The sequence below is a fragment of the Yersinia sp. Marseille-Q3913 genome (assembly GCF_963892745.1).
In the GTDB taxonomy this organism is placed as follows: Bacteria; Pseudomonadota; Gammaproteobacteria; order Enterobacterales; family Enterobacteriaceae; genus Yersinia; species Yersinia bercovieri.
Genome location: NZ_CAWQAF010000044.1, coordinates 74,394 through 93,490, shown reverse-complemented (window position 1 = coordinate 93,490; position 19,097 = coordinate 74,394). Strand labels below are relative to the sequence as shown.

Here is a 19,097-nt window from a genome sequence, read left to right as displayed (position 1 = left end):
TGCGTTCGTTGGCTGCCTACCTGCGACTCCAATGACTTCGAGGATCTGTTTTGTCCCTGAAGCCGCAGGGGTGTTAGCTGCGCTCACTTACCCGAATCACTGACTTGAGTCAGCTCATCGGGATGCGTTCGTTGGCTGCCTACCTGCGACTCCAATGACTTCGAGGATCTGTTTTGTCCCTGAAGCCGCAGGGGTGTTAGCTGATTTTGCTTACCTCTGCTTATTTAACTTATGCCAATATCAATCACTTTTTGGAATGCCGCACGCTGTGTCAGGCTTTGATACCAGCGCTGTAAGTGTGGCAATTCAGGACGAGTGATTGACAGATTAAACCAGCCATAGGCCAGACACCCGAGCGGGATATCACCGACACCAAATTTATCGCCGGAAAGATAAGACTGCTCAGCAAGGGCGCTATCGGCAATCGCCATCAACTTATTTAGTTGTTCCATGCCCTGAGCTATCTTTGCTTTATCCTGCTGCTCCGGCGGGGTCCGCACCAACCCGATAAACACTGCGCTAAAGGGAGCCGCGATACTGGAAGTCACCCAATCCATCCATTTCTCTGCACTCGCTCGTTGCTGTGCATCTGGCAGATAAAGCGTGTTCTCACCATATTGAGCAGCTAAATATCGCACGATAGTATTAGATTCCCAAAGAGTGAAATCGCCATCTTGCAGGCAAGGGATCAAACCATTGGGGTTCATTGCGCGATAAAGTGGTTCATTCAACTGGCCATATTGGCCGCCGACATCAATTCGCTCATAGCTAAGCGCCAACTCTTCCAAACACCAAAGCACTTTTTTGACATTGCTCGAGTTATTCCGACCCCAAACAGTTAGCATGTAAGCTCCTATATTTGTTTGAAATATTATCTATCTCTTATGTTGCCAATGATGGATATCCCAGTCATGCAAAATCGCTAAATCCACCAATTCATTGCCAGGATTGATCACTGCCGCGCGGTCAACATACTCCAACAGCGGTTTGTCATTGATCGAATCACTGTAACCATAGATCTGTGCAAAATCTAACTGCGGCGATGTCGAGAGCCACTGTTTTAGCCGCTCGACTTTACCTTCGCGATACGTCAGGGTGCCATAGGTTTTGCCGGTATAACGGTTATCTTCCACCGCAACCCCAATAGATAAGGCGGCATTGGCGGCGAAATGCTGTGCAATGGGCGTCACCAAATGCTCGCCGGTGGCTGAGATAATCACGATGTAATCACCGCGATTACGATGCCAGGCTAGCATTTTTCGGGCTTGTGGGTAGATGCGCGGCAGAATATCGCGCTCGATAAAATGCTCAACCCAACCGGCAACTTCCGTCGTCTGCCGCCCAACCAAGGGGGAGAGTGTCGACTCCATGTAACAGGACATCGATAGCTCACCCTGATAATACTGCTTCATTAAATACTGTTCTTGTTCTGCCAGCGCGACGGGCGCAAGCCCCTTATCAACCAACCAGCGCAACCATAGGCCAGAACTGTCATCGCTAATCAATGTTTCGTCGAGATCAAACAGGGCTAAGTCCATTAAGTCTCCTCCGGGCAGACAGAAAGGTTGCAGTAAAACTTAATCGTGCATGTGCTGGACATCAGAAATTCCCAACCGGAATCAGGGGTATTCATAGCTAAGCTAATACTTTCTACCCAAACATGAAAGGAGATCAGATTAGCCACCCAATAAGACAGCCTAATGATCGTGAAGAGTGGTAGCGGTAATCAGTAATGAAAGAAATAACATAGAACGGATTGATATTGGTGTGCTGCTGAATTTCGGTGTTAATTGTTTATATCGTTTAGATATGAATTGTTAAATATCTAGTCTTTAACGATCTTAAAACTGCTTTCACCCCACAGCTCAGGAGCTGATTATGCTGATTCTTCGTTTATATGGTTGTCCAGTTTTCATTGGTTCTGAGCAGAAAAAACAGCCAATTGAACATTCTGGAGTGAAAAATGAGCCACCAAAACTTAAGCAATCCACTATTCGTTAACCCATCAGCCGCCAATGTGGCATCTGCCACCACACTGCCTTTATTGGACCTTTCATTGCTAAATGGCAGTGAAACTGAGCGCCAGGCATTCTTAGTCGCCTTACGCCATGCGGCACGGGATATCGGATTCTTCTATCTCACCGGACATGGCATTGACCCCGCGTTATTACAGCAAATCCAAACCTTGTCGCGTAAATTCTTCGCGCTGCCCGATGAAGAGAAACTGGCGGTTGCCATGGTGCACTCCCCCCATTTTCGCGGCTATAACCGTGCCGCCGCTGAACTCACTCGTGGCCAGCCCGATTGGCGCGAACAGTTTGATATTGGTGCCGAAAGAGCCCCACTGCCACAAACATCGGGCACACCAAGTTGGGCGCAGCTGCAAGGCCCCAATCAGTGGCCGGCCAGTTTACCTGAATTAAGACCCGCGTTACTGCAATGGCAGCGGGAAATGACCGGCATGGCGCTGCGCTTGTTGCGGGCTTTCGCACTGGCATTAGATCTGGATGAAAATGCGTTTGATGAGCTGTATGGCGATAAGCCCAATGAACACATCAAACTGATCCGCTATCCGGGGCGTGAAACCACCCACAGCGGACAGGGCGTAGGCGCCCATAAAGACTCAGGTTTCCTCAGTTTCTTGCTGCAAGACCAGCAACGTGGTTTGCAAGTTGAAGTGGAAGAGGGGCGCTGGATTGATGCCGTGCCGCTGCAAGGTACTTTTGTGGTCAATATCGGTGAGCTACTAGAGCTGGCCAGTAATGGTTACCTACGTGCCACGGTACATCGGGTTGAAACCCCGCCAGCTGGTGCAGATCGTCTCTCTATCGCATTTTTCCTCGGCGCACGTCTGGATGCCGTGGTGCCACTGTATCAATTGCCGGCAGCGCTGGCGGCTGAAGCTCGTGGGCCAGCCAGTGATCCGCACAATCCGCTGTTTCGTGATGTGGGGCTTAATTATCTGAAAGGACGGCTGCGCTCTCACCCGGATGTGGCTAAAAAACACTACCCTGGCGTGATCGCACCATCAGAAGCAGCCAACACAACATATTGATATTTAATTATAAAAACTTAATTTTTGGGATAATGATAATGAAAAAAACAGTGATGACAAAAACACGCGTTTCTGGCCTGGTTGGTGCGGCACTGCTGACGGCTCTGGCATCAACTTTCACTCTATCGGCACAGGCTGCTGAGGCACTGCGCGTCGCGGCCGATCCTGTACCTCATGCAGAAATATTGCAATTTGTGCAAAAATTGGACCCGTCACTGAATTTAAAAGTTATTGAGATCCCCAATGGCGTGAACTCCAATGAGTTGCTGGCCCACGGTGATGTTGATGCCAACTACTTCCAGCACGTGCCCTATTTGCGTTCTCAAGAGCAGGCGCTAGGGCAGAAGTTTGCCGTCGCCGCAACCGTGCATATCGAGCCATTGGGGGTCTATTCCCACAAACACAAAACTTTTGCTGATGTGCCGGATAAAGGCAGCGTAGCGGTGCCAAATAACGTCACCAATCTCAGCCGTGCGCTCTACTTATTGCAAGATCAGGGGCTGATTACACTAAAGCCGGGCTTTACTGATCCGGCGAAAAATCAGGCAACACCGAAAGATATCGCGAGCAATCCAAAACACCTGAAAATTTTGGAAATCGAGTCACCGCAGATCCCACGTTCACTGGATGATGTTGATTTAGCGGTCATTAATGGCAACTATGCGCTGGAAGCCGGGCTGAACCCAGCAAAAGACGCATTGGGTCTGGAGAAAGCCGCCGGTAACCCGTACGCCAATATTCTGGTCACCACACCATCGCTGGCAAATGACCCGCGTATCATACAGTTAGCGAAAGATTTACAGTCACCGGAAGTGGCGAAATTTATCACTGAAAAATACGCCGGTTCAGTCATTCCGGTGGCAGGCAATAAATCATGATTAGCATCGAACGCCTGAGTAAAACCTATCCGCAAGGGGGGCTGCCGATGGTGGCTCTGACGGAGGTCTCGCTTGAGATCCCCACCGGCTCGGTGTTCGGTATTATTGGCCGCAGCGGCGCGGGTAAAAGCACCTTAATCCGCTGTTTGAACCTACTGGAACGGCCCACTTCGGGCCGTATTCAGGTGGATGGTCGTGAGTTAACCACCCTTTCTGACCGAGAATTACGTCTGCAACGGCAGAATATCGGCATGATTTTTCAGAATTTCCATTTACTTCACTCACGTAATGTCCGGGACAACATTGCGGTTGGCCTGGAAATTATTGGTATGCCCAAGCCGCAACGCCAGCAACGTGTCGCCGAGTTATTGGATTTAGTTGGGTTGAGTGACAAAGCCGATGCTTTCCCCTCGCAGCTATCGGGGGGGCAAAAACAGCGCGTCGGCATTGCAAGGGCGCTGGCGGCTAAACCGGCCTACCTGCTATCTGATGAAGCCACCAGTGCGCTTGACCCAGAAACCACCGCATCAATCTTGGCGCTGCTGCGCGATATTAACCGCCAACTGGGGTTAACCATCGTGCTGATCACCCATGAGCTGGATGTGGTGAAATCCATCTGTGATAACGCCGCTTTGCTTGAGTGCGGACGGGTGGTGGAGACCGGTATTATTGCGGATTTACTGGCTTCCCCTCACTCGCGTCTGGGGCGTTCATTGCTACCGACCTGCGGCCCGACCTCTCTATCCGGCACGCCAGTTGCGGAGCTAACCTTCTTCGATACTCTATCGGCGTCGCCGGTACTCAGTGAGCTGGCGCAACAACATGCAGTAGGGGTCACGCTGTTGGGTGGTGGTGTGGAATCCATTGGCGGTCAACGGGTTGGCCGCTTACGGGTTGATTTCAGCCACCCAGACGGTGGGTTAAATTTGGCTGAAATATTACAATTTCTTAATGAGCGCGGCGTGAGGGCTGAACTGATATGAACAGTGGCATGAGTTGGCAGGATCTGCTGGCATTGGTAACGAATGCCACCGGCGAAACCATTTATATGGTGGTGATCGCCACCTTTTTCACCGTGTTGATTGGTCTGCCATTAGGCGTTTTGCTATTTGTTTCGCGCCAGAATGGCGTTTTACCGGCCCCTCGGCTGAATACATTTATCGGTGCCATTGTGAATCTGGGGCGGTCGATGCCCTTTGTGGTGCTGTTGATTGCATTAATTCCGATTACTCGCTGGATTATCGGCACCACCTTGGGCAGTACTGCGGCCATTGTTCCCATCACTTTAGGCGCTATTCCATTCTTTGCCCGAGTGGTAGAAGCGGCCTTGGATGAGGTCGATAAAGGGCGGATCGAAGCGATTTTATCGATGGGCGGCTCAGCCAGACATGTGATTCAAAAAGTGTTATTACCGGAAGCGCTACCTGCCTTATTGGCCGGAATAACCTTAACTGTCGTGATGTTGGTGGGCTTCTCATCCATGGCGGGTGTTATTGGTGGCGGCGGACTGGGCGATTTGGCTATTCGTTATGGTTATCAACGCTTTAATAATGAAGTGATGGTCGCGACATTAATCATCTTGGTGATTCTGGTGCAAGGTGTACAAAGCTTGGGTGATAAGTGGGTCAGGTCTCTGGCGCATCGGCGGTAACATTTTTTGCCGCTTACTCTTCGTTTATCCACTCTCTTTTTGTGGGGCATTTTCTTGCGCATATTGGCAGATTCTGAAGTCCAGCAATCAATGGAGAAACTGATTTTTGAAGAGCGTGGCCATGTCTGGCAAAGGGCGGTTTAGTGCTTGTTTTTGTTGGTATGACAATAGGCGTGATATTCACGCCTATTATATTTATCTGATTTAACCTAGCCGTTCAGCGCCTGCGCTAAATCAGCTATCAAATCTTCGGTATCCTCAATGCCCACGGACAAACGCAGTAATTGCGGTGTGATGCCGTGTTTTAAGCGGGTCTCCAGCGGAATTGAGGCGTGGGTCATGCTGTATGGCTGGCTGATTAAGCTTTCGACGCCACCGAGGCTTTCGGCCAGGGTAAACAGATGTAAGCGCTTAATCACTGCGCGGGCGTAGCTGTCATCCCCCTTCAGTCGCACCGAAATCATGCCACCAAAACCGGCCATCTGTTTGGTTGCCAGCGCGTGTTGTGGGTGACTTTTCAGCCCCGGATAGTAGACATTTTCCACTTGCGGCTGCTGTTCAAGCCATTCGGCGATGCGTTGCGCACTGTGATTATGTCGCGCCATCCGCAGCGCCAGGGTGCGTAAGCCCCGCAGTGTCAGAAAACTGCTGAAGGGGTCTAAAATCCCGCCGACCGCATTATGCAAAAAGCCCAATTGCTCCGCCAGTTCAGGGTTGTTACCCACCGCCGCGACTCCGGCGACCACATCAGAGTGACCATTAAGGTATTTGGTTGCTGAATGCACCACAATATCAAAACCGAGATCCAGCGGGCGTTGGATGTAAGGTGAAGCAAAGGTGTTATCGGCCACACTGATGAGTTGATGCTTTTTGGCAATCGCCGCAATGGCAGCTAAATCAGCCAGTTTTAGCAGCGGATTGGTTGGCGTCTCCACCCAGATCATTTTGGTATCGGGCTGAATCGCTTGCTCCAGCGCGGCGGTATCCGCAGGGGAGACATAAGTCACTCGCAAACCGGCGGTGCGGCTGCGAACCTTCTCCAACAGACGATAAGTGCCGCCATATAAATCATCAACCGCAATGATATGGCTGCCTTGATCCAGCAGTTCAAGCACTGTTGAGCAGGCCGCCAGGCCAGAGGCGAAAGCATAACCACGAATGCCGCCCTCCAGTTCGGCAATGGCCTGTTCTAGCGCGGTGCGAGTTGGGTTGCCACTGCGGGAGTATTCATAGCCGGTATGTTCGCCGGGGGCGGGTTGCGCAAAAGTAGAGGTTGCGTAAATAGCGGGCATCACTGCGCCGGTGCTGTCTGGGGTGTAACCGGCGTGGACGGTCAGGGTATCAAACTTTGCCATGATAAAAATCCTTAATATGAGAAAATCAAACCAGCTTTTGACGCCAGGTATTCAAAACATCAGTGCGGGTAATCAGGCCGAGGAAGCGCTCGCCATCCAGTACCACCGCCACATGACCATCATTAAACGTGGCCAGCAAAGAGCGGTAATCCGCCTCTTTTTGTAACGTGTTGACCTGATGGGTCATCGCGGTACTGGTGGGTAATTTGAAATGGCTGGCATCGGCTTGCACTGCATTCAGCAGGTCCCACTCGTCGATTAGGCCAACCACTTTTTCCCCGTCTAACACCGGCAACTGCGAAATGTCATATAAGCGCATCCGGGCATGGGCGACCGACAGCGTATCTTGCGGCGAGACAGAAACTGTTGCGCCATCCTGATGGCTATAGGTGATGAAATCCCGTAAATCGCCATGTTGAGGTTTGCTCAGCAGACCCTGCTCCAGTAACCAGTAGTCGTTGAACATTTTTGACAGATATTTATTACCGCTGTCACAGACAAAAGTGACCACCCGTTTGGGGCTGGTTTGCTCGCGGCAGTAGCGCAATGAAGCAGCCAGCAGGGTGCCGGTGGAGGAGCCTGCCAGCACCCCCTCTTCCCGCAATAGGGTCCGGGCGGTGCTGAAGGCTTCGGCATCATCAATGCGGTAGGATTTTTTCACCTGGGAAAAGTTGCTCAGTGGTGGGATAAAATCTTCACCAATGCCCTCAACCAGCCAGCTTCCCGCATCGCCAATCTGTGAACTATCGACATAATCGGCCAAAATAGATCCGGCGGGATCAGCCAGGATAAATTCCGTCGCCGGTGAGAGATCCGCGAAATATTGGCTTAGGCCACTGAGTGTGCCGCTGGAGCCGACGCCCACCACGATGGCATCAATCTGTTCGCCCATCTGCTGCCACAGCTCTGGGCCGGTGGATCTCTGGTGCGCGGCAGGATTGGCCGGATTGTTGAATTGGTCAATATAGAGAGCGCCGGGGGTCTCCTGCGCCAGTCGCAGCGCATAATCCTGATAATAAGCCGGATGGCCTTTACCCACATCCGAACGCGTCAGTAGCACTTGTGCGCCCAAAGCACGCAGGTGGAAAATCTTCTCCTGACTCATTTTATCCGGCACCACCAAAATCAGCTTGTAGCCCTTTAGCGCGGCAACCAGCGCCAGCCCGAGGCCAGTATTGCCAGCGGTTGCCTCAATAATGGTGCCGCCGGGCTGCAACAAACCATCATGTTCCGCCTGTTCAATCATGGAGAGCGCGACGCGGTCTTTAATCGAGCCGCCGGGGTTTTGATTTTCCAGCTTCACAAACAGTTGGCACGGGCCGGTATCAAAGCGGGTTAGCTCCAGCAGAGGGGTGTGGCCGATAAGATCAAGCACCGAGCGAGGGATAGCCATTTTTTTCTCCAATAAAAGGTGCTTCAAAAAAGTGAATTAACTGAGTGAGTCGGTTAGCAACCTATTGGCTGGATCATAGCGCCAGTGGCTTAGGCACTAAAAAGAACAAATAACCCGCCCATATTCCTTTTTGGAATATATTTATTGGTTTTTAGACGTTTAGGTGCTTAGGTGTCGGGACGTTCAGATAGGGAGATGTTTAGCCGTGTAGCCATCAAAAATCGACAAAATGGGGGTCTTTACAAAACAAAAGGTAAAACTACGCCCAATTGACACCGCAATGGGATAAATTTAGAAAAGGTGCTGAAGTATGACTAAACTCATGATTCAGTATCAGTAGAAAGACGTTATTTTTTCGCTAATTGGACCGTGGTACCTTCTGGAAACACCACTTATTTCCAATTATTTGCAAGGATACTCTGGCGACCTCATGATGAAATTTATCCTCCCTTTAAAGATAAAAAAATTTACCTTCAGTGCCGGTTTATTGCTCCTGGCACTGCCCGCAGCGCACGCGGCTGATGACCCGGCGGTTCCTCCGGTCGATGCCAAAGCCTATGTATTGATGGATTACAACAGTGGAAAAGTGCTGGCTGAAGCGAACAGTGACCAGCGCCTTGATCCGGCCAGTTTGACAAAAATCATGTCCAGCTATGTGATTGGACAGGCGATTAAAGCCGGTAAAGTGCATCCAGATGATTTAGTGACGGTGGGGAAAGATGCCTGGGCTACCGGTAATCCGGCGCTGCGCGGCTCTTCACTGATGTTTTTGAAACCGGGCGATCAGGTGAAACTGTCCGATTTGAATAAAGGCATTGTGATTCAGTCAGGCAACGATGCAAGTATCGCGCTGGCGGATTATGTGGCTGGCAGTCAGGACAGTTTTGTTGGTTTGATGAATAATTACGCCAAAGCGCTGGGGCTAACGAATACCAACTTTATGACAGTGCATGGCCTTGATGCACCGGGGCAGTACAGTACCGCTCGTGATATGGCGGTGCTAGGGCAGGCATTGATTCGCGACGTGCCAGAAGAGTATGCGCTGCATAAAGAGAAGGAATTTACCTTTAATAAGATTCGGCAGATTAACCGTAACCGTCTGTTATGGAACACGAATCTCAATGTTGATGGCATGAAAACCGGCTTTACTACTGGTGCGGGGCATAACCTGGTGGCTTCTGCCACCGATGGGCCGATGCGATTGATCTCGGTGGTATTGGGTGCGCCCAGTGATCGGGTTCGATTCAGTGAAAGCGAAAAACTGTTGAGCTGGGGATTCCGTTTCTATGAAACTGTGGTGCCGATTAAAGCCACGAAACCTTTCGTGACGCAGAAAGTCTGGTTTGGTGATACCGGCCAGGCAGAACTTGGTGTCGCGGAAGATGCGGCTATCACCATCCCGAAAGGGCAGATGAAGAATCTGAAAGCCAGTTACAAGCTGGATCAGACTGAACTGCGCGCGCCACTGGCGAAGCATCAAGTGGTCGGCACTATCGATTTTCAGCTTAATGGCAAAACCATTGAACAGCGCCCGCTGGTGGTGCTAAATGAAGTCAAAGAGGGCGGGTTCTTTAGCCGCATGTGGGACTTCGTAATGATGAAATTCAGCCAGTGGTTTGGTGGGGTGTTCGGTTAACTTATTGATTATTGATTATTGATTATTGATTATTGATTATTGATTAATAAGACAAATGGCGACTGAAAAGTCGCCATTTTACTCTCTCGATGCGGCAATCACTCAGTTACAGGCAACAACCTTGATTGCCAGCCCACCACGGGAGGTTTCGCGGTATTTTGAGTTCATATCCTTGCCAGTTTCGTACATCGTTTCGATGACTTTATCCAGGCAGACACTGGGTTCGCTGGTGCGGCGCAGCGCCATGCGGGCAGAGTTGACGGCTTGTACCGCGGAGATCGCGTTGCGCTCAATACAAGGTACTTGCACTTGCCCGGCAACCGGGTCACAAGTCAGCCCCAGATTGTGCTCCATGGCGATTTCAGCGGCGATACAGACCTGAGCAGGGCTACCGCCCATCAATTCAGCCAAGCCGGCAGCGGCCATTGAGCAGGCAACCCCCACTTCCCCCTGACATCCCACTTCAGCGCCAGAAATAGATGCGTTCATTTTATACAGCGCACCAATCACACCAGAGACCAGAAAATAGCGGCTGTAGGAATTCTCATTCACTGGGCGAATAAATTTATCGTAGTACGCCAGTACCGCAGGAATAATACCGCAGGCACCATTGGTCGGTGCCGTGACAACCCGCCCACCGGCTGCATTCTCTTCGTTGACGGCCAGCGCATACATATTGATCCAATCGACAACCATCATCGGGTCGGCATTATGCTTGTCGGTGGTGACCAACATACGGCGTAATGCTGCGGCACGACGTGGCACTCTCATCGGGCCAGGTAACAGACCTTCAGTGTTAATACCGCGCTCAATACCGTCGAGCATGACCTGCCAAATCGCGGCAAAGTGTGCGCTTATTTCGGTTTTACTGTGCAACGCCAGCTCATTTTGCATCACTAAACCGGACAGTGATAAGCCGGTATCTTTACAGTGTTTTTGCAAGTCACGGGCAGAGTTGAATGGGTAGGGCACCGAAACCGCGTGACTATCCTGCTGACCAAAGTGGGCTTCATCGACAATAAATCCACCGCCGATGGAGTAGTAGGTTTTACTGAAAAGTGTCTCATCACCCGCATGTGCCGTGATGGACATACCATTTTCATGCAGTGGCAAATTGGTTTCGTGGAAGTTCATCCCTCCCTGGGCAGGAAAATCAACTTCGTGGCTGCCATTGGCTAACAGCAGGCGCTGACGCAGTTCTACATCGCGGATGAAACCGGCGATGGCATCAATATCAACGGTATCGGGCAGATTACCCGCTAAACCCATAATAATGGCGATATCAGTATGATGACCTTTACCGGTCAGAGAGAGTGAACCGTAAACATCCACAGTGATTCGCGTGACGGCAGAAAGATGCCCCTGTGTGATTAAATCATCGGTAAACAGCTTGCCAGCCTTCATCGGGCCGACGGTATGGGAGCTGGAAGGACCAATACCAATCTTGAAAATGTCAAAAACGCTGACCATATATTAGCCTCTTAAAGGTTCTAATTATTAATTCGCTTACAAAGCCGTGGAATAAGAAGCCGACGCGGACGCACCGGCTTTTGAAACGATTACAGCGTTAGATAGGCTGGCCGTGGAAGATGGCCAGCCTCAGTATTATTTGCCGAACAGGCTGAACAAGATGGCAGAGATAGCAATCAGACCCATGATAACTACGAATACGTTACTGATCTGGCCACTGTATTTGCGCATCGCGGGAACTTTATGGATTGCGTACATTGGCATCAGGAACAGCAGCATGGCGATAATCGGGCCACCCAGAGTCTCAATCATGCCCAGAATGCTTGGGTTCATGGTTGCAACGATCCAGGTTGTTACCAACATGAACAGCGCAGTTATGCGGTTCAGTTTGTCATGATTGATGGTTTTGCCTTTGCTACGCAGAGACTTAATCATCATGCCGTTAAAGCCTTCACGTGCACCCAGATAGTGGCCCAGGAACGATTTGGTGATAGCGATAAAGGCAATAACCGGTGCCATGTAGGCAATGATTGGGGTGTTAAAGTGGTTAGCCAGGTAAGACAAAATAGAGATGTTTTGGCTTTTCGCTTCTGCCAAATCAGCCGGTGACAGGCTCAGAACACAGCTGAAGACGAAGAACATGACGGTGACAACCATCATGATGTGAGCAAAAGCCAAAATGCGTGAACATTTTTTCTCAGCATCAACGCCGTACTCTTCGCGTTTTGAAACCGCAAACGCAGAGATTATCGGGGAGTGGTTGAATGAGAACACCATGACCGGAATAACCAGCCACATGGTCATCCACAGGCCGCTACCGGTGCCATTACCGTCCATTGATACGTGCTCGAAGATGGCACCAGACCAGTTAGGGATCAGGTACACCGCCAGCAACATCAATGCCGCAACAAATGGGAACACCAAGATGCTCATTGCTTTTACAATGGCGTGCTCACCAAAACGCACGATAGTCATCAGGCCAATGATAAGAATCAGTGACAGGATGGCACGTGGTGGTGATGGCAGATGCATCTGGTGGGTAATGAAGCTATCGACGGTGTTGGTAATCGCGACGCTGTAAACCAACAAAATTGGGTAGATAGCGAAGAAGTAAAGCAGTGTAATCAGCTTACCTGCGCCGATGCCGAAGTGCTCTTCAACTACCTCAGTAATGTCTTCACCCGGATTTTTACCTGAAAGCACAAAGCGGCACAGACCACGGTGAGCAAAGAAGGTCATCGGGAAAGCAATGATGGCCATCACAATCAGCGGCAGCAGACCGCCGATACCCGCATTGATTGGCAGGAATAATACACCTGCACCTATTGCTGTACCGTATAGACCCAGCATCCACATGGTGTCACTTTTACGCCAGGTGGAGGTTGAAACTTTTCCCGTGGAGGCAAGGGTGCCTGCTTGAGTAGTGTCCATGAAAAATCTCCATAGTGAACACGTTAATTTAAAATTAAGAGCCGAAAGTTAGATACCTGTAGTGCATTATTGAGTGGCACTATCAGGTGAAAAATTCAGTCAAAACGATTCGGTTAAAATGGGTGCCCTGGTTATTACTTTGGTGCCGTAGTCCTGCTTTGTATCTAAAAGTAAAAGTGCAAAATTTAACCAATGATAAACGCGTTAATTCGCTTTATCGGCTATTTTATTGTTACCGTTAGCTCGGTAGTTTTTGCTGGCGGCAAGATAACGATTTGTAGTGAAAACTACCGTGATCATGCTCTCAAATGCTTAATAAACTCGTTTTTTGTCACTTGTTGCAAATTTACAACTGATTGTTATGTAAATGTTTAAGCTTCATCACTAAAGGTACTTAAAAGTATATTTTTATTTATGGTCAATAAGTAAACAGTCTATTCTTTATCGCTCATTTCTTGGCGTGCAATATATTTTAACCGTGCTTATGGATCTAGCATAATTCAATTTTTTCGCTGATTTATTGATGGATATCATTAGTTTAAAACAAAGCGATTAACTCAATCTATTGATTTTAATGTATTTATTATATTATTTTGACATGCTGACGATTTCTAGAACTGATGTTAATATAATCAGTGGAATAAGAAATCAGCGATGTCGATTCTCATAGATGAGAATAATCTAGCGATGATTATTGGCATATTTGTTATGGAGTTTTTTACAGTCGGTAATTTGTCAGACAAAAAGCTTACGCTATTTTCTTATTTAAATGGGTTAAAAGAAGGCTAAATGTTAAATTAATTTACCTTAAATTCAGTGCTTATCGGAATCAGATAAATAATGAAATTGTGTTTTAAAAATTTCAAGATAGGAATATTATTTAACCATAAATTAAATATGGTTATTAGGTAGGAATTTATATGGCCTAAATATAGCCAGATGTTTGCCTAATGATTCACGGGTAGAGCAAACCACCCGTCGATGATAAAAATAATATTTTTACTAGGTAATTCAAGGCTAACAGTCGATTTTGATGCCCTGCGCTGAAAAGAACTGACTGAATTCAGCATCAGGCTGACGGTCGGTGACTACCGCATCAAAGAGTGTCAAAGCACCAATACTGGCGGGTTTTATTTTGCCAAACTTACTGTGGTCGGCGACTAGAATTTTATGCTGAGATTTGGCAATGGCACGATGCTTCAACAGGATCTCATCGAAGTTGAAACAGGTTGCACCATACTCAATTGAAACTCCTGCCGCCGAGATAAAAGCTTTATTTGGGCAGGCATTATCCAGTTCATTATGCTGACTGATCGGGGTGAAAATATAGTTATTGGGTTTGAACTCACCGCCACATAGGATGACTTTGCAATTGGGCTTATCTTGCAGGGAGAGAAAGGTGTTAAGGGAGTAACAAATTGCGGTAAATGTTAGCTCTTCATCGATCTCGTCAATGATTGAGGGAATGGTGGTGCCGCAGTCAAAAAAAACCGTATCGTTTTCCACTATCAGGCGAGCTGCCAACTGACCAATGCGCCGTTTCTCCTCAACCTGTTTGGCCTGTTGATCAGAGACAAAATAGCTATTGGCATTGTTGCTTTTGGGGTCCATCACCACATAACCGCCGAGTAAAATAACCGCGGTCGGCTCGGCGCTAAGATCCCGCCGGATGGTCATCTCTGAAACCCGTAGCAGGTTAGCGGCCTCTTTTAGATGGATTTTATCGGAACGCTTTAGGGCCTGAGTAAGTTTATTAATTCGTTCTGCACGGCGGGTTTCCATAAGCGATCCCTGACAAACTTTGCTTAATACCCTGGACTACAAAACAGCACAGAGCAATAAATAAGCCCGGTATTAACCGGGCTTACCATGTGTTAGTAGCTTGACGCGGCCGCTTGCTGGCCCGAAACGATTGCAACTCCAGAGCTGGTACCAATTCGAGTTGCCCCTGCCAAAATCATTTTTTCAGCAGTGGCTCGGTCACGAACGGCACCGGATGCCTTAACCCCCATCTCCGGGCCTACCGTGGCACGCATCAATTTTACATGCTCCTCTTTAGCGCCACCGGTGCTGAAACCTGTTGAAGTTTTCACAAAGGCAACATCTAACTCACGACACATTTCACACACCTGGACGATTTGTGCGTCGCTGAGTAGGCAAGTTTCTAATATTACCTTCAACGGTGTGGAGGCGCAATTATCTCGCACGGCCTTAATATCGGCTTTGACTTCAGCTATTTTTCCGCTTTTCAGCCAGCCAACATTGATAACCATATCAATCTCTTGTGCGCCAGCATTGATGGCCGCTTGAGCTTCAAACGCTTTTGCTTCAGTCAGACCCGCACCCAGTGGGAAGCCAATGACTGAACACACTTTAACTGAACTGCCAGCTAACTGCTGAGCAGCCAGTGGAACATAACCTGAGTTCACACATACAGCATAGAAATGGTGTTGCTTGGCTTCTTCACACAGCTTAATAATTTGTGCTTCGGTGGCATCCATTGCCAATAGGGTATGGTCGATGTAATTAGCGTAATTGATTGTCATGATTATTATCCTTTTGTTTATCTGTAAGTTGGCTCTGTTGTTATAATAGTAACATTTTCGGGATAAAACAAAGCTATTATTCACTAATTACAATGTTTTTGTTATTTAAATAACATCAATGATGAGGGGGGTAGATGGCTCAGTTTGTTATTAATTGATTTAAAGGTATTTTTTAACTTGAGGGGTAAGGTGAGAACAGTGCCGATTATTAGGGGCAATCGGCAATGTGAGATAAATAACGTGGTGTTGCTAGCTTCTGACCCACCCGCGACTGATCGGTAAGGCAAAACTCAGGTGATAAAGGCGCTTCATGCCACTCGAGATAGCATCTCCGAACAGATTCCACACCAACTGAGCGAACAGGCAACCGATAATCCCTAGCAAGAAGGCTCCCACCATATCTAAAGGCCAATGGACCCCCAGATAGACCCGTGACCAGGCAATGGCGATAGCTATCACCATCATCGTGAGAGCGGGCAAGATTTTGTGCCAGAAAACAAAGGCTAAGGCGAAGGTAAAGATAGCGGTGCCGTGATCACTTGGGAAAGAGCTATCCGGGGCATGACTCAGAAAGTTATAGCCAAAGCCGACGGCAAAAGGCCGATCGTGAGAGAAAAGCATACCGATACAAGCCGCTGATAGCATGGAGAAAGCGAGAGCAATGGCTGCTTTGGTGACCACTGTGCGCTGTAAGTCCATGGTGTTTTTCGGCCCCCATAGCCACAAGCCTACTAGCAACAGAGGAACAATCATGATCAAGTCACGTGCGATGAAAGTCGCAAAAGAAATCATCCATGGTGATGATGCGGGAGTCGCATTAATCATGGAAAAGAAAAAGTAATTCATTTGTTCCATTATTTTGTACCTTTAATCACGGTTGTAATAACCGCTAATCATCCAAAACAGAGCTAACTGGCTAAGCCATACCCACCAACCCGCCCACAGGTTGTGAGTCAGGAAATGTGCTCCGCGCATAACTTGACCAAATCCCATCAACATGCCAAGAGTGACACCGACGAACCAACACAGGGTCGCCAGCCGTGGCCGCTCCGGATAAAACAAGAAAAACAGTGCCATAACAGCAAAACCGCTGGATGCATGGCCTCCAGGAAAGCAGTGGCCAGGGCCTGCACCGACAGGTGCACTTCCCATCAGTACATAACTGAGGGATTTCCCACCATACTCCACCAGATCCCAAGGGCAGGAGTGTGCACTGGTGGCTTTTAGAATGCCTATTACCAACGGACCAATACCAAACAACAACATGCTGGTGACTATTCGCCCATTTCGGCGATAAATACCCCATAACAAAGCCGCCACAGCAGCGCTGATAATGGTGATTTTTAATAGTCGGTGACTCAGTAAATCCAGCCAGTAATTATGTTCCAGCGGAAAATTCCGCCCGACGGGATCAAACCAATAATTACTGATAAGCCAATCCAACTGCTCGTTGCGGGCTAGCCAGAGAAAGAGTAATCCACTGATAGCCAAACCAAAAGCCTGCCAAAAATAGAATGTTAGTGGCAATGAGTAAAGGGAGTTTGTCTTAATTGTTAGTGTCGTTGAGGCGCTATTTAATGTTGCTGTGATGACCTCAGATTGAGGCGTGTGTTTGCTGGTCTTCACGAAATAACCTGAGCAGAAATAGGGAATGCTTTTACTGTAATAATTTTGTCTTAAGAAAGCCTTAAGGAGGGAGTGAGGGGCAGAACTCAAATTTCAGGCAAGAAAAAACCCGACTAGTCTTGAACCTAAGAAGGCGGGACTATCGGGCTCCTCAATATGGGGACATCAAAGAAAAGCAGTGGCACTAATTCAGACCCCAGTCCAGTAAGAAAGTTCTGGGTAAATGAAAAAAGTATAAAATAATGTTTAGCTTTCCCTTAAAAGCCCCTTTTGGTGGGTTAACCTAATATTCCCGGCCAGACAATGACGATCAAAGAGCCCGCCAACGTCAATAATACGTTCGCAATGGCATAGGTCCCCGCATAGCCTAGCGCAGGGATGTTACTGCGTGCCGTGTCGCTGATGATATCCATGGCAGGTGCGCAGGTTCGTGCTCCCATAATGGCCCCGAAAAGTAGGGCGCGGTTCATGCGTAATACATAAGCGCCAAAGAGGAAGCAGATAACAACAGGGACCAGGCTGACAATTAAGCCGGAAATCAACATCTGACCGCCGACAGCACCCAAACTGCTATTGATACCGCCACCTGCACTTAATCCGACGCCAGCCATAAATACCATTAATCCAAACTCTTTCACCATATTCAGCGCACCTTGCGGGATATAGCCAAAAGTAGGGTGGTTGGCACGTAGAAATCCGAGCATGATCCCGGCCATTAACAGGCCAGCGGCGTTACCAATCCCGAAACTGAAGTTACTGAACTGGAAGGTAATCAGGCCGATCATCAGCCCCAGAATAAAGAATGCGCAGAAAGCCAACAGGTCAGTGACCTGACTGTGAATGGAGATAAAGCCGATTTTTTCTGCCACGCTTTTGACGCGCCGTGCGTCGCCGCTGACTTGCAGCACATCACCTTTATTCAATACCACATTGTCATCAATCGGCATTTCGATTTGGCTGCGGATCACACGGTTAAGGAAACAACCATGGTCGGTCAATTTTAAGTGGCTGAGCCGCTTACCGACGGCATTGCTGTTTTTGACCACAATCTCTTCGGTAACAATGCGCATGTCCAGCAGGTCGCGGTCAAATACCTCTTTGCCATTACGAAAGCTCGGATCAAGGCGGGAGTGGGCATCTGGGTAACCCACCAGTGAGATCTCATCGCCCACTTGCAGCACCGCATCACCGTCTGGATTGGCCAAAATACCATTGCGGCGAATGCGCTCGATATAGCAACCGGTTTGCCGGTAAATCCCTAATTCACGTAGATTTTTACCATCTGCCCATGCAACCAATTCTGGCCCAACCCGATAAGCGCGAATGACCGGCAAATAGACTTTCCGCTGGCTATCTGTATCCAGGCCTCGTTCACGAGCAATTTGTTGGGCGCTGGTGGGCAAATCTTGATGCTGGAGTTTTGGCAGATAACGCGCACCCAAAATCAGGCTGACCAGCCCGATCAGGTAGGTTAGGGCATAACCGAGGCTCAGGTTATCTTGGGCGTGTTGTAGTGCCGGATTATTTGCAATGGTATTGCGTAATGTATCGCCTGCGCCCACCAACACGGGGGTGGAAGTCATTGATCCGGCAAGCATCCCGGCCGTTAGGCCAATATCCCAGCCAAATAACTTACCCAGTCCCAGCGCCAGAATCATTGCGCTGCCGACCATGACCAAGGCGAGCATCAGGTAGTTTTTGCCATCGCGGAAGAAAATAGAGAAGAAGTTTGGGCCAGCTTCAACGCCGACACAAAAAATAAATAGCATGAAGCCCAGATTCAGTGCTTCTGTGTTGATGGTAAAGTGCTGTTGCCCCAGCAATAGTGATACCACTAACACACCAATAGCATTACCTAATTGGATTGGCCCCAGTCGCAGTTTACCCAGGCATAACCCTAGCGCTAAAACCACGAATAACAGCAAGATGTAGTTGCCGTTTAATAAATTTGCGACGTTTATATTCACAGGTATGACTTTCTATTAGCCCAGATGACTCACGATGCACACGCGCTTGGTGTAGCGGTAGAGCGACACAATTCATTAAATTCTAAAAA

16 protein-coding genes are annotated in these 19,097 nt (G+C 48.8%); 5 read left to right on the top strand and 11 right to left on the bottom strand.

The genetic code is table 11. From position 1 onward, the window contains the following. Window positions 1-224: 224 nt before the first annotated feature. Both AACW11_RS15340 and AACW11_RS15335 read right to left on the bottom strand, forming a co-directional pair. Entirely contained in the window at window positions 225-845 is a 621-nt protein-coding gene (locus tag AACW11_RS15340; RefSeq protein WP_212584657.1) for a glutathione S-transferase, read from the bottom strand. 30 nt (window positions 846-875) lie between these two features. Beyond that, complete coding sequence (locus AACW11_RS15335) at window positions 876-1,538, bottom strand: HAD family hydrolase (protein ID WP_212584656.1); 663 nt, start codon at window positions 1,536-1,538, stop codon at window positions 876-878. Between the two features lie 425 nt (window positions 1,539-1,963). Here AACW11_RS15335 and AACW11_RS15330 point away from each other — a divergent pair, with 425 nt between their 5' ends. From AACW11_RS15330 to AACW11_RS15315, 4 genes are read left to right on the top strand one after another with little or no spacing between them, the layout of a single operon-like run. Then, window positions 1,964-3,055 (top strand): isopenicillin N synthase family dioxygenase, encoded by a 1,092-nt coding sequence (locus tag AACW11_RS15330; protein WP_212584655.1) that lies wholly within the window; start codon window positions 1,964-1,966, stop codon window positions 3,053-3,055. Window positions 3,056-3,108: 53 nt separating this feature from the next. Next, window positions 3,109-3,933, top strand: a complete 825-nt coding sequence (locus AACW11_RS15325) for a MetQ/NlpA family ABC transporter substrate-binding protein (protein ID WP_212584654.1) — start codon at window positions 3,109-3,111, stop codon at window positions 3,931-3,933. Beyond that, window positions 3,930-4,916, top strand: a complete 987-nt coding sequence (locus tag AACW11_RS15320) for a methionine ABC transporter ATP-binding protein (protein WP_212584653.1) — start codon at window positions 3,930-3,932, stop codon at window positions 4,914-4,916. The genes AACW11_RS15325 and AACW11_RS15320 overlap by 4 nt, the downstream gene beginning before the upstream one ends. Then, window positions 4,913-5,584 carry a methionine ABC transporter permease gene (locus AACW11_RS15315; protein WP_212584652.1) on the top strand — a complete coding sequence of 224 codons (672 nt, stop codon included), beginning with the start codon at window positions 4,913-4,915 and terminating at the stop codon, window positions 5,582-5,584. The genes AACW11_RS15320 and AACW11_RS15315 overlap by 4 nt, the downstream gene beginning before the upstream one ends. Window positions 5,585-5,793: 209 nt before the next feature. On the opposite strand, the gene AACW11_RS15310 is transcribed toward AACW11_RS15315, so the two are convergent. Together AACW11_RS15310 and AACW11_RS15305 are read right to left on the bottom strand one after the other, a co-directional pair. After that, entirely contained in the window at window positions 5,794-6,939 is a 1,146-nt protein-coding gene (locus AACW11_RS15310) for a trans-sulfuration enzyme family protein (protein ID WP_212584651.1), read from the bottom strand. A 25-nt stretch (window positions 6,940-6,964) separates the two neighbouring features. Continuing rightward, on the bottom strand, window positions 6,965-8,332 hold the full coding sequence (locus AACW11_RS15305; RefSeq protein WP_212584650.1) for a pyridoxal-phosphate dependent enzyme: 1,368 nt from the start codon (window positions 8,330-8,332) through the stop codon (window positions 6,965-6,967). A gap of 430 nt (window positions 8,333-8,762) precedes the next feature. Between AACW11_RS15305 and AACW11_RS15300 the strand changes: the two genes are divergently transcribed. Then, window positions 8,763-9,968 carry a serine hydrolase gene (locus AACW11_RS15300; protein WP_212584649.1) on the top strand — a complete coding sequence of 402 codons (1,206 nt, stop codon included), beginning with the start codon at window positions 8,763-8,765 and terminating at the stop codon, window positions 9,966-9,968. Window positions 9,969-10,070: 102 nt separating this feature from the next. Here AACW11_RS15300 and AACW11_RS15295 read toward each other — a convergent pair whose 3' ends face one another. The 7 genes from AACW11_RS15295 to AACW11_RS15265 all read right to left on the bottom strand — a co-directional run bounded on the left by AACW11_RS15295 (window position 10,071) and on the right by AACW11_RS15265 (window position 19,008). Beyond that, window positions 10,071-11,438, bottom strand: coding sequence for an L-serine ammonia-lyase (locus tag AACW11_RS15295; RefSeq protein WP_212584648.1), 1,368 nt, complete (start codon window positions 11,436-11,438; stop codon window positions 10,071-10,073). Between the two features lie 135 nt (window positions 11,439-11,573). Then, window positions 11,574-12,869 carry an HAAAP family serine/threonine permease gene (locus AACW11_RS15290; RefSeq protein ID WP_032898261.1) on the bottom strand — a complete coding sequence of 432 codons (1,296 nt, stop codon included), beginning with the start codon at window positions 12,867-12,869 and terminating at the stop codon, window positions 11,574-11,576. A gap of 1,017 nt (window positions 12,870-13,886) precedes the next feature. Then, entirely contained in the window at window positions 13,887-14,651 is a 765-nt protein-coding gene (deoR, locus tag AACW11_RS15285) for a DNA-binding transcriptional repressor DeoR (protein ID WP_212584647.1), read from the bottom strand. A 92-nt stretch (window positions 14,652-14,743) separates the two neighbouring features. Next, complete coding sequence (deoC, locus tag AACW11_RS15280; protein WP_212584646.1) at window positions 14,744-15,415, bottom strand: deoxyribose-phosphate aldolase; 672 nt, start codon at window positions 15,413-15,415, stop codon at window positions 14,744-14,746. Window positions 15,416-15,664: 249 nt separating this feature from the next. Beyond that, window positions 15,665-16,270: an undecaprenyl-diphosphate phosphatase gene (gene ybjG / locus AACW11_RS15275; RefSeq protein WP_212584645.1), complete on the bottom strand. Its 606-nt coding sequence runs from the start codon at window positions 16,268-16,270 to the stop codon at window positions 15,665-15,667. A gap of 12 nt (window positions 16,271-16,282) precedes the next feature. After that, window positions 16,283-16,942 carry a phosphatase PAP2 family protein gene (locus tag AACW11_RS15270; RefSeq protein ID WP_212584774.1) on the bottom strand — a complete coding sequence of 220 codons (660 nt, stop codon included), beginning with the start codon at window positions 16,940-16,942 and terminating at the stop codon, window positions 16,283-16,285. Between the two features lie 377 nt (window positions 16,943-17,319). Continuing rightward, window positions 17,320-19,008 carry an aspartate:alanine antiporter gene (locus AACW11_RS15265; protein WP_032898269.1) on the bottom strand — a complete coding sequence of 563 codons (1,689 nt, stop codon included), beginning with the start codon at window positions 19,006-19,008 and terminating at the stop codon, window positions 17,320-17,322. Window positions 19,009-19,097 lie beyond the last annotated feature (89 nt).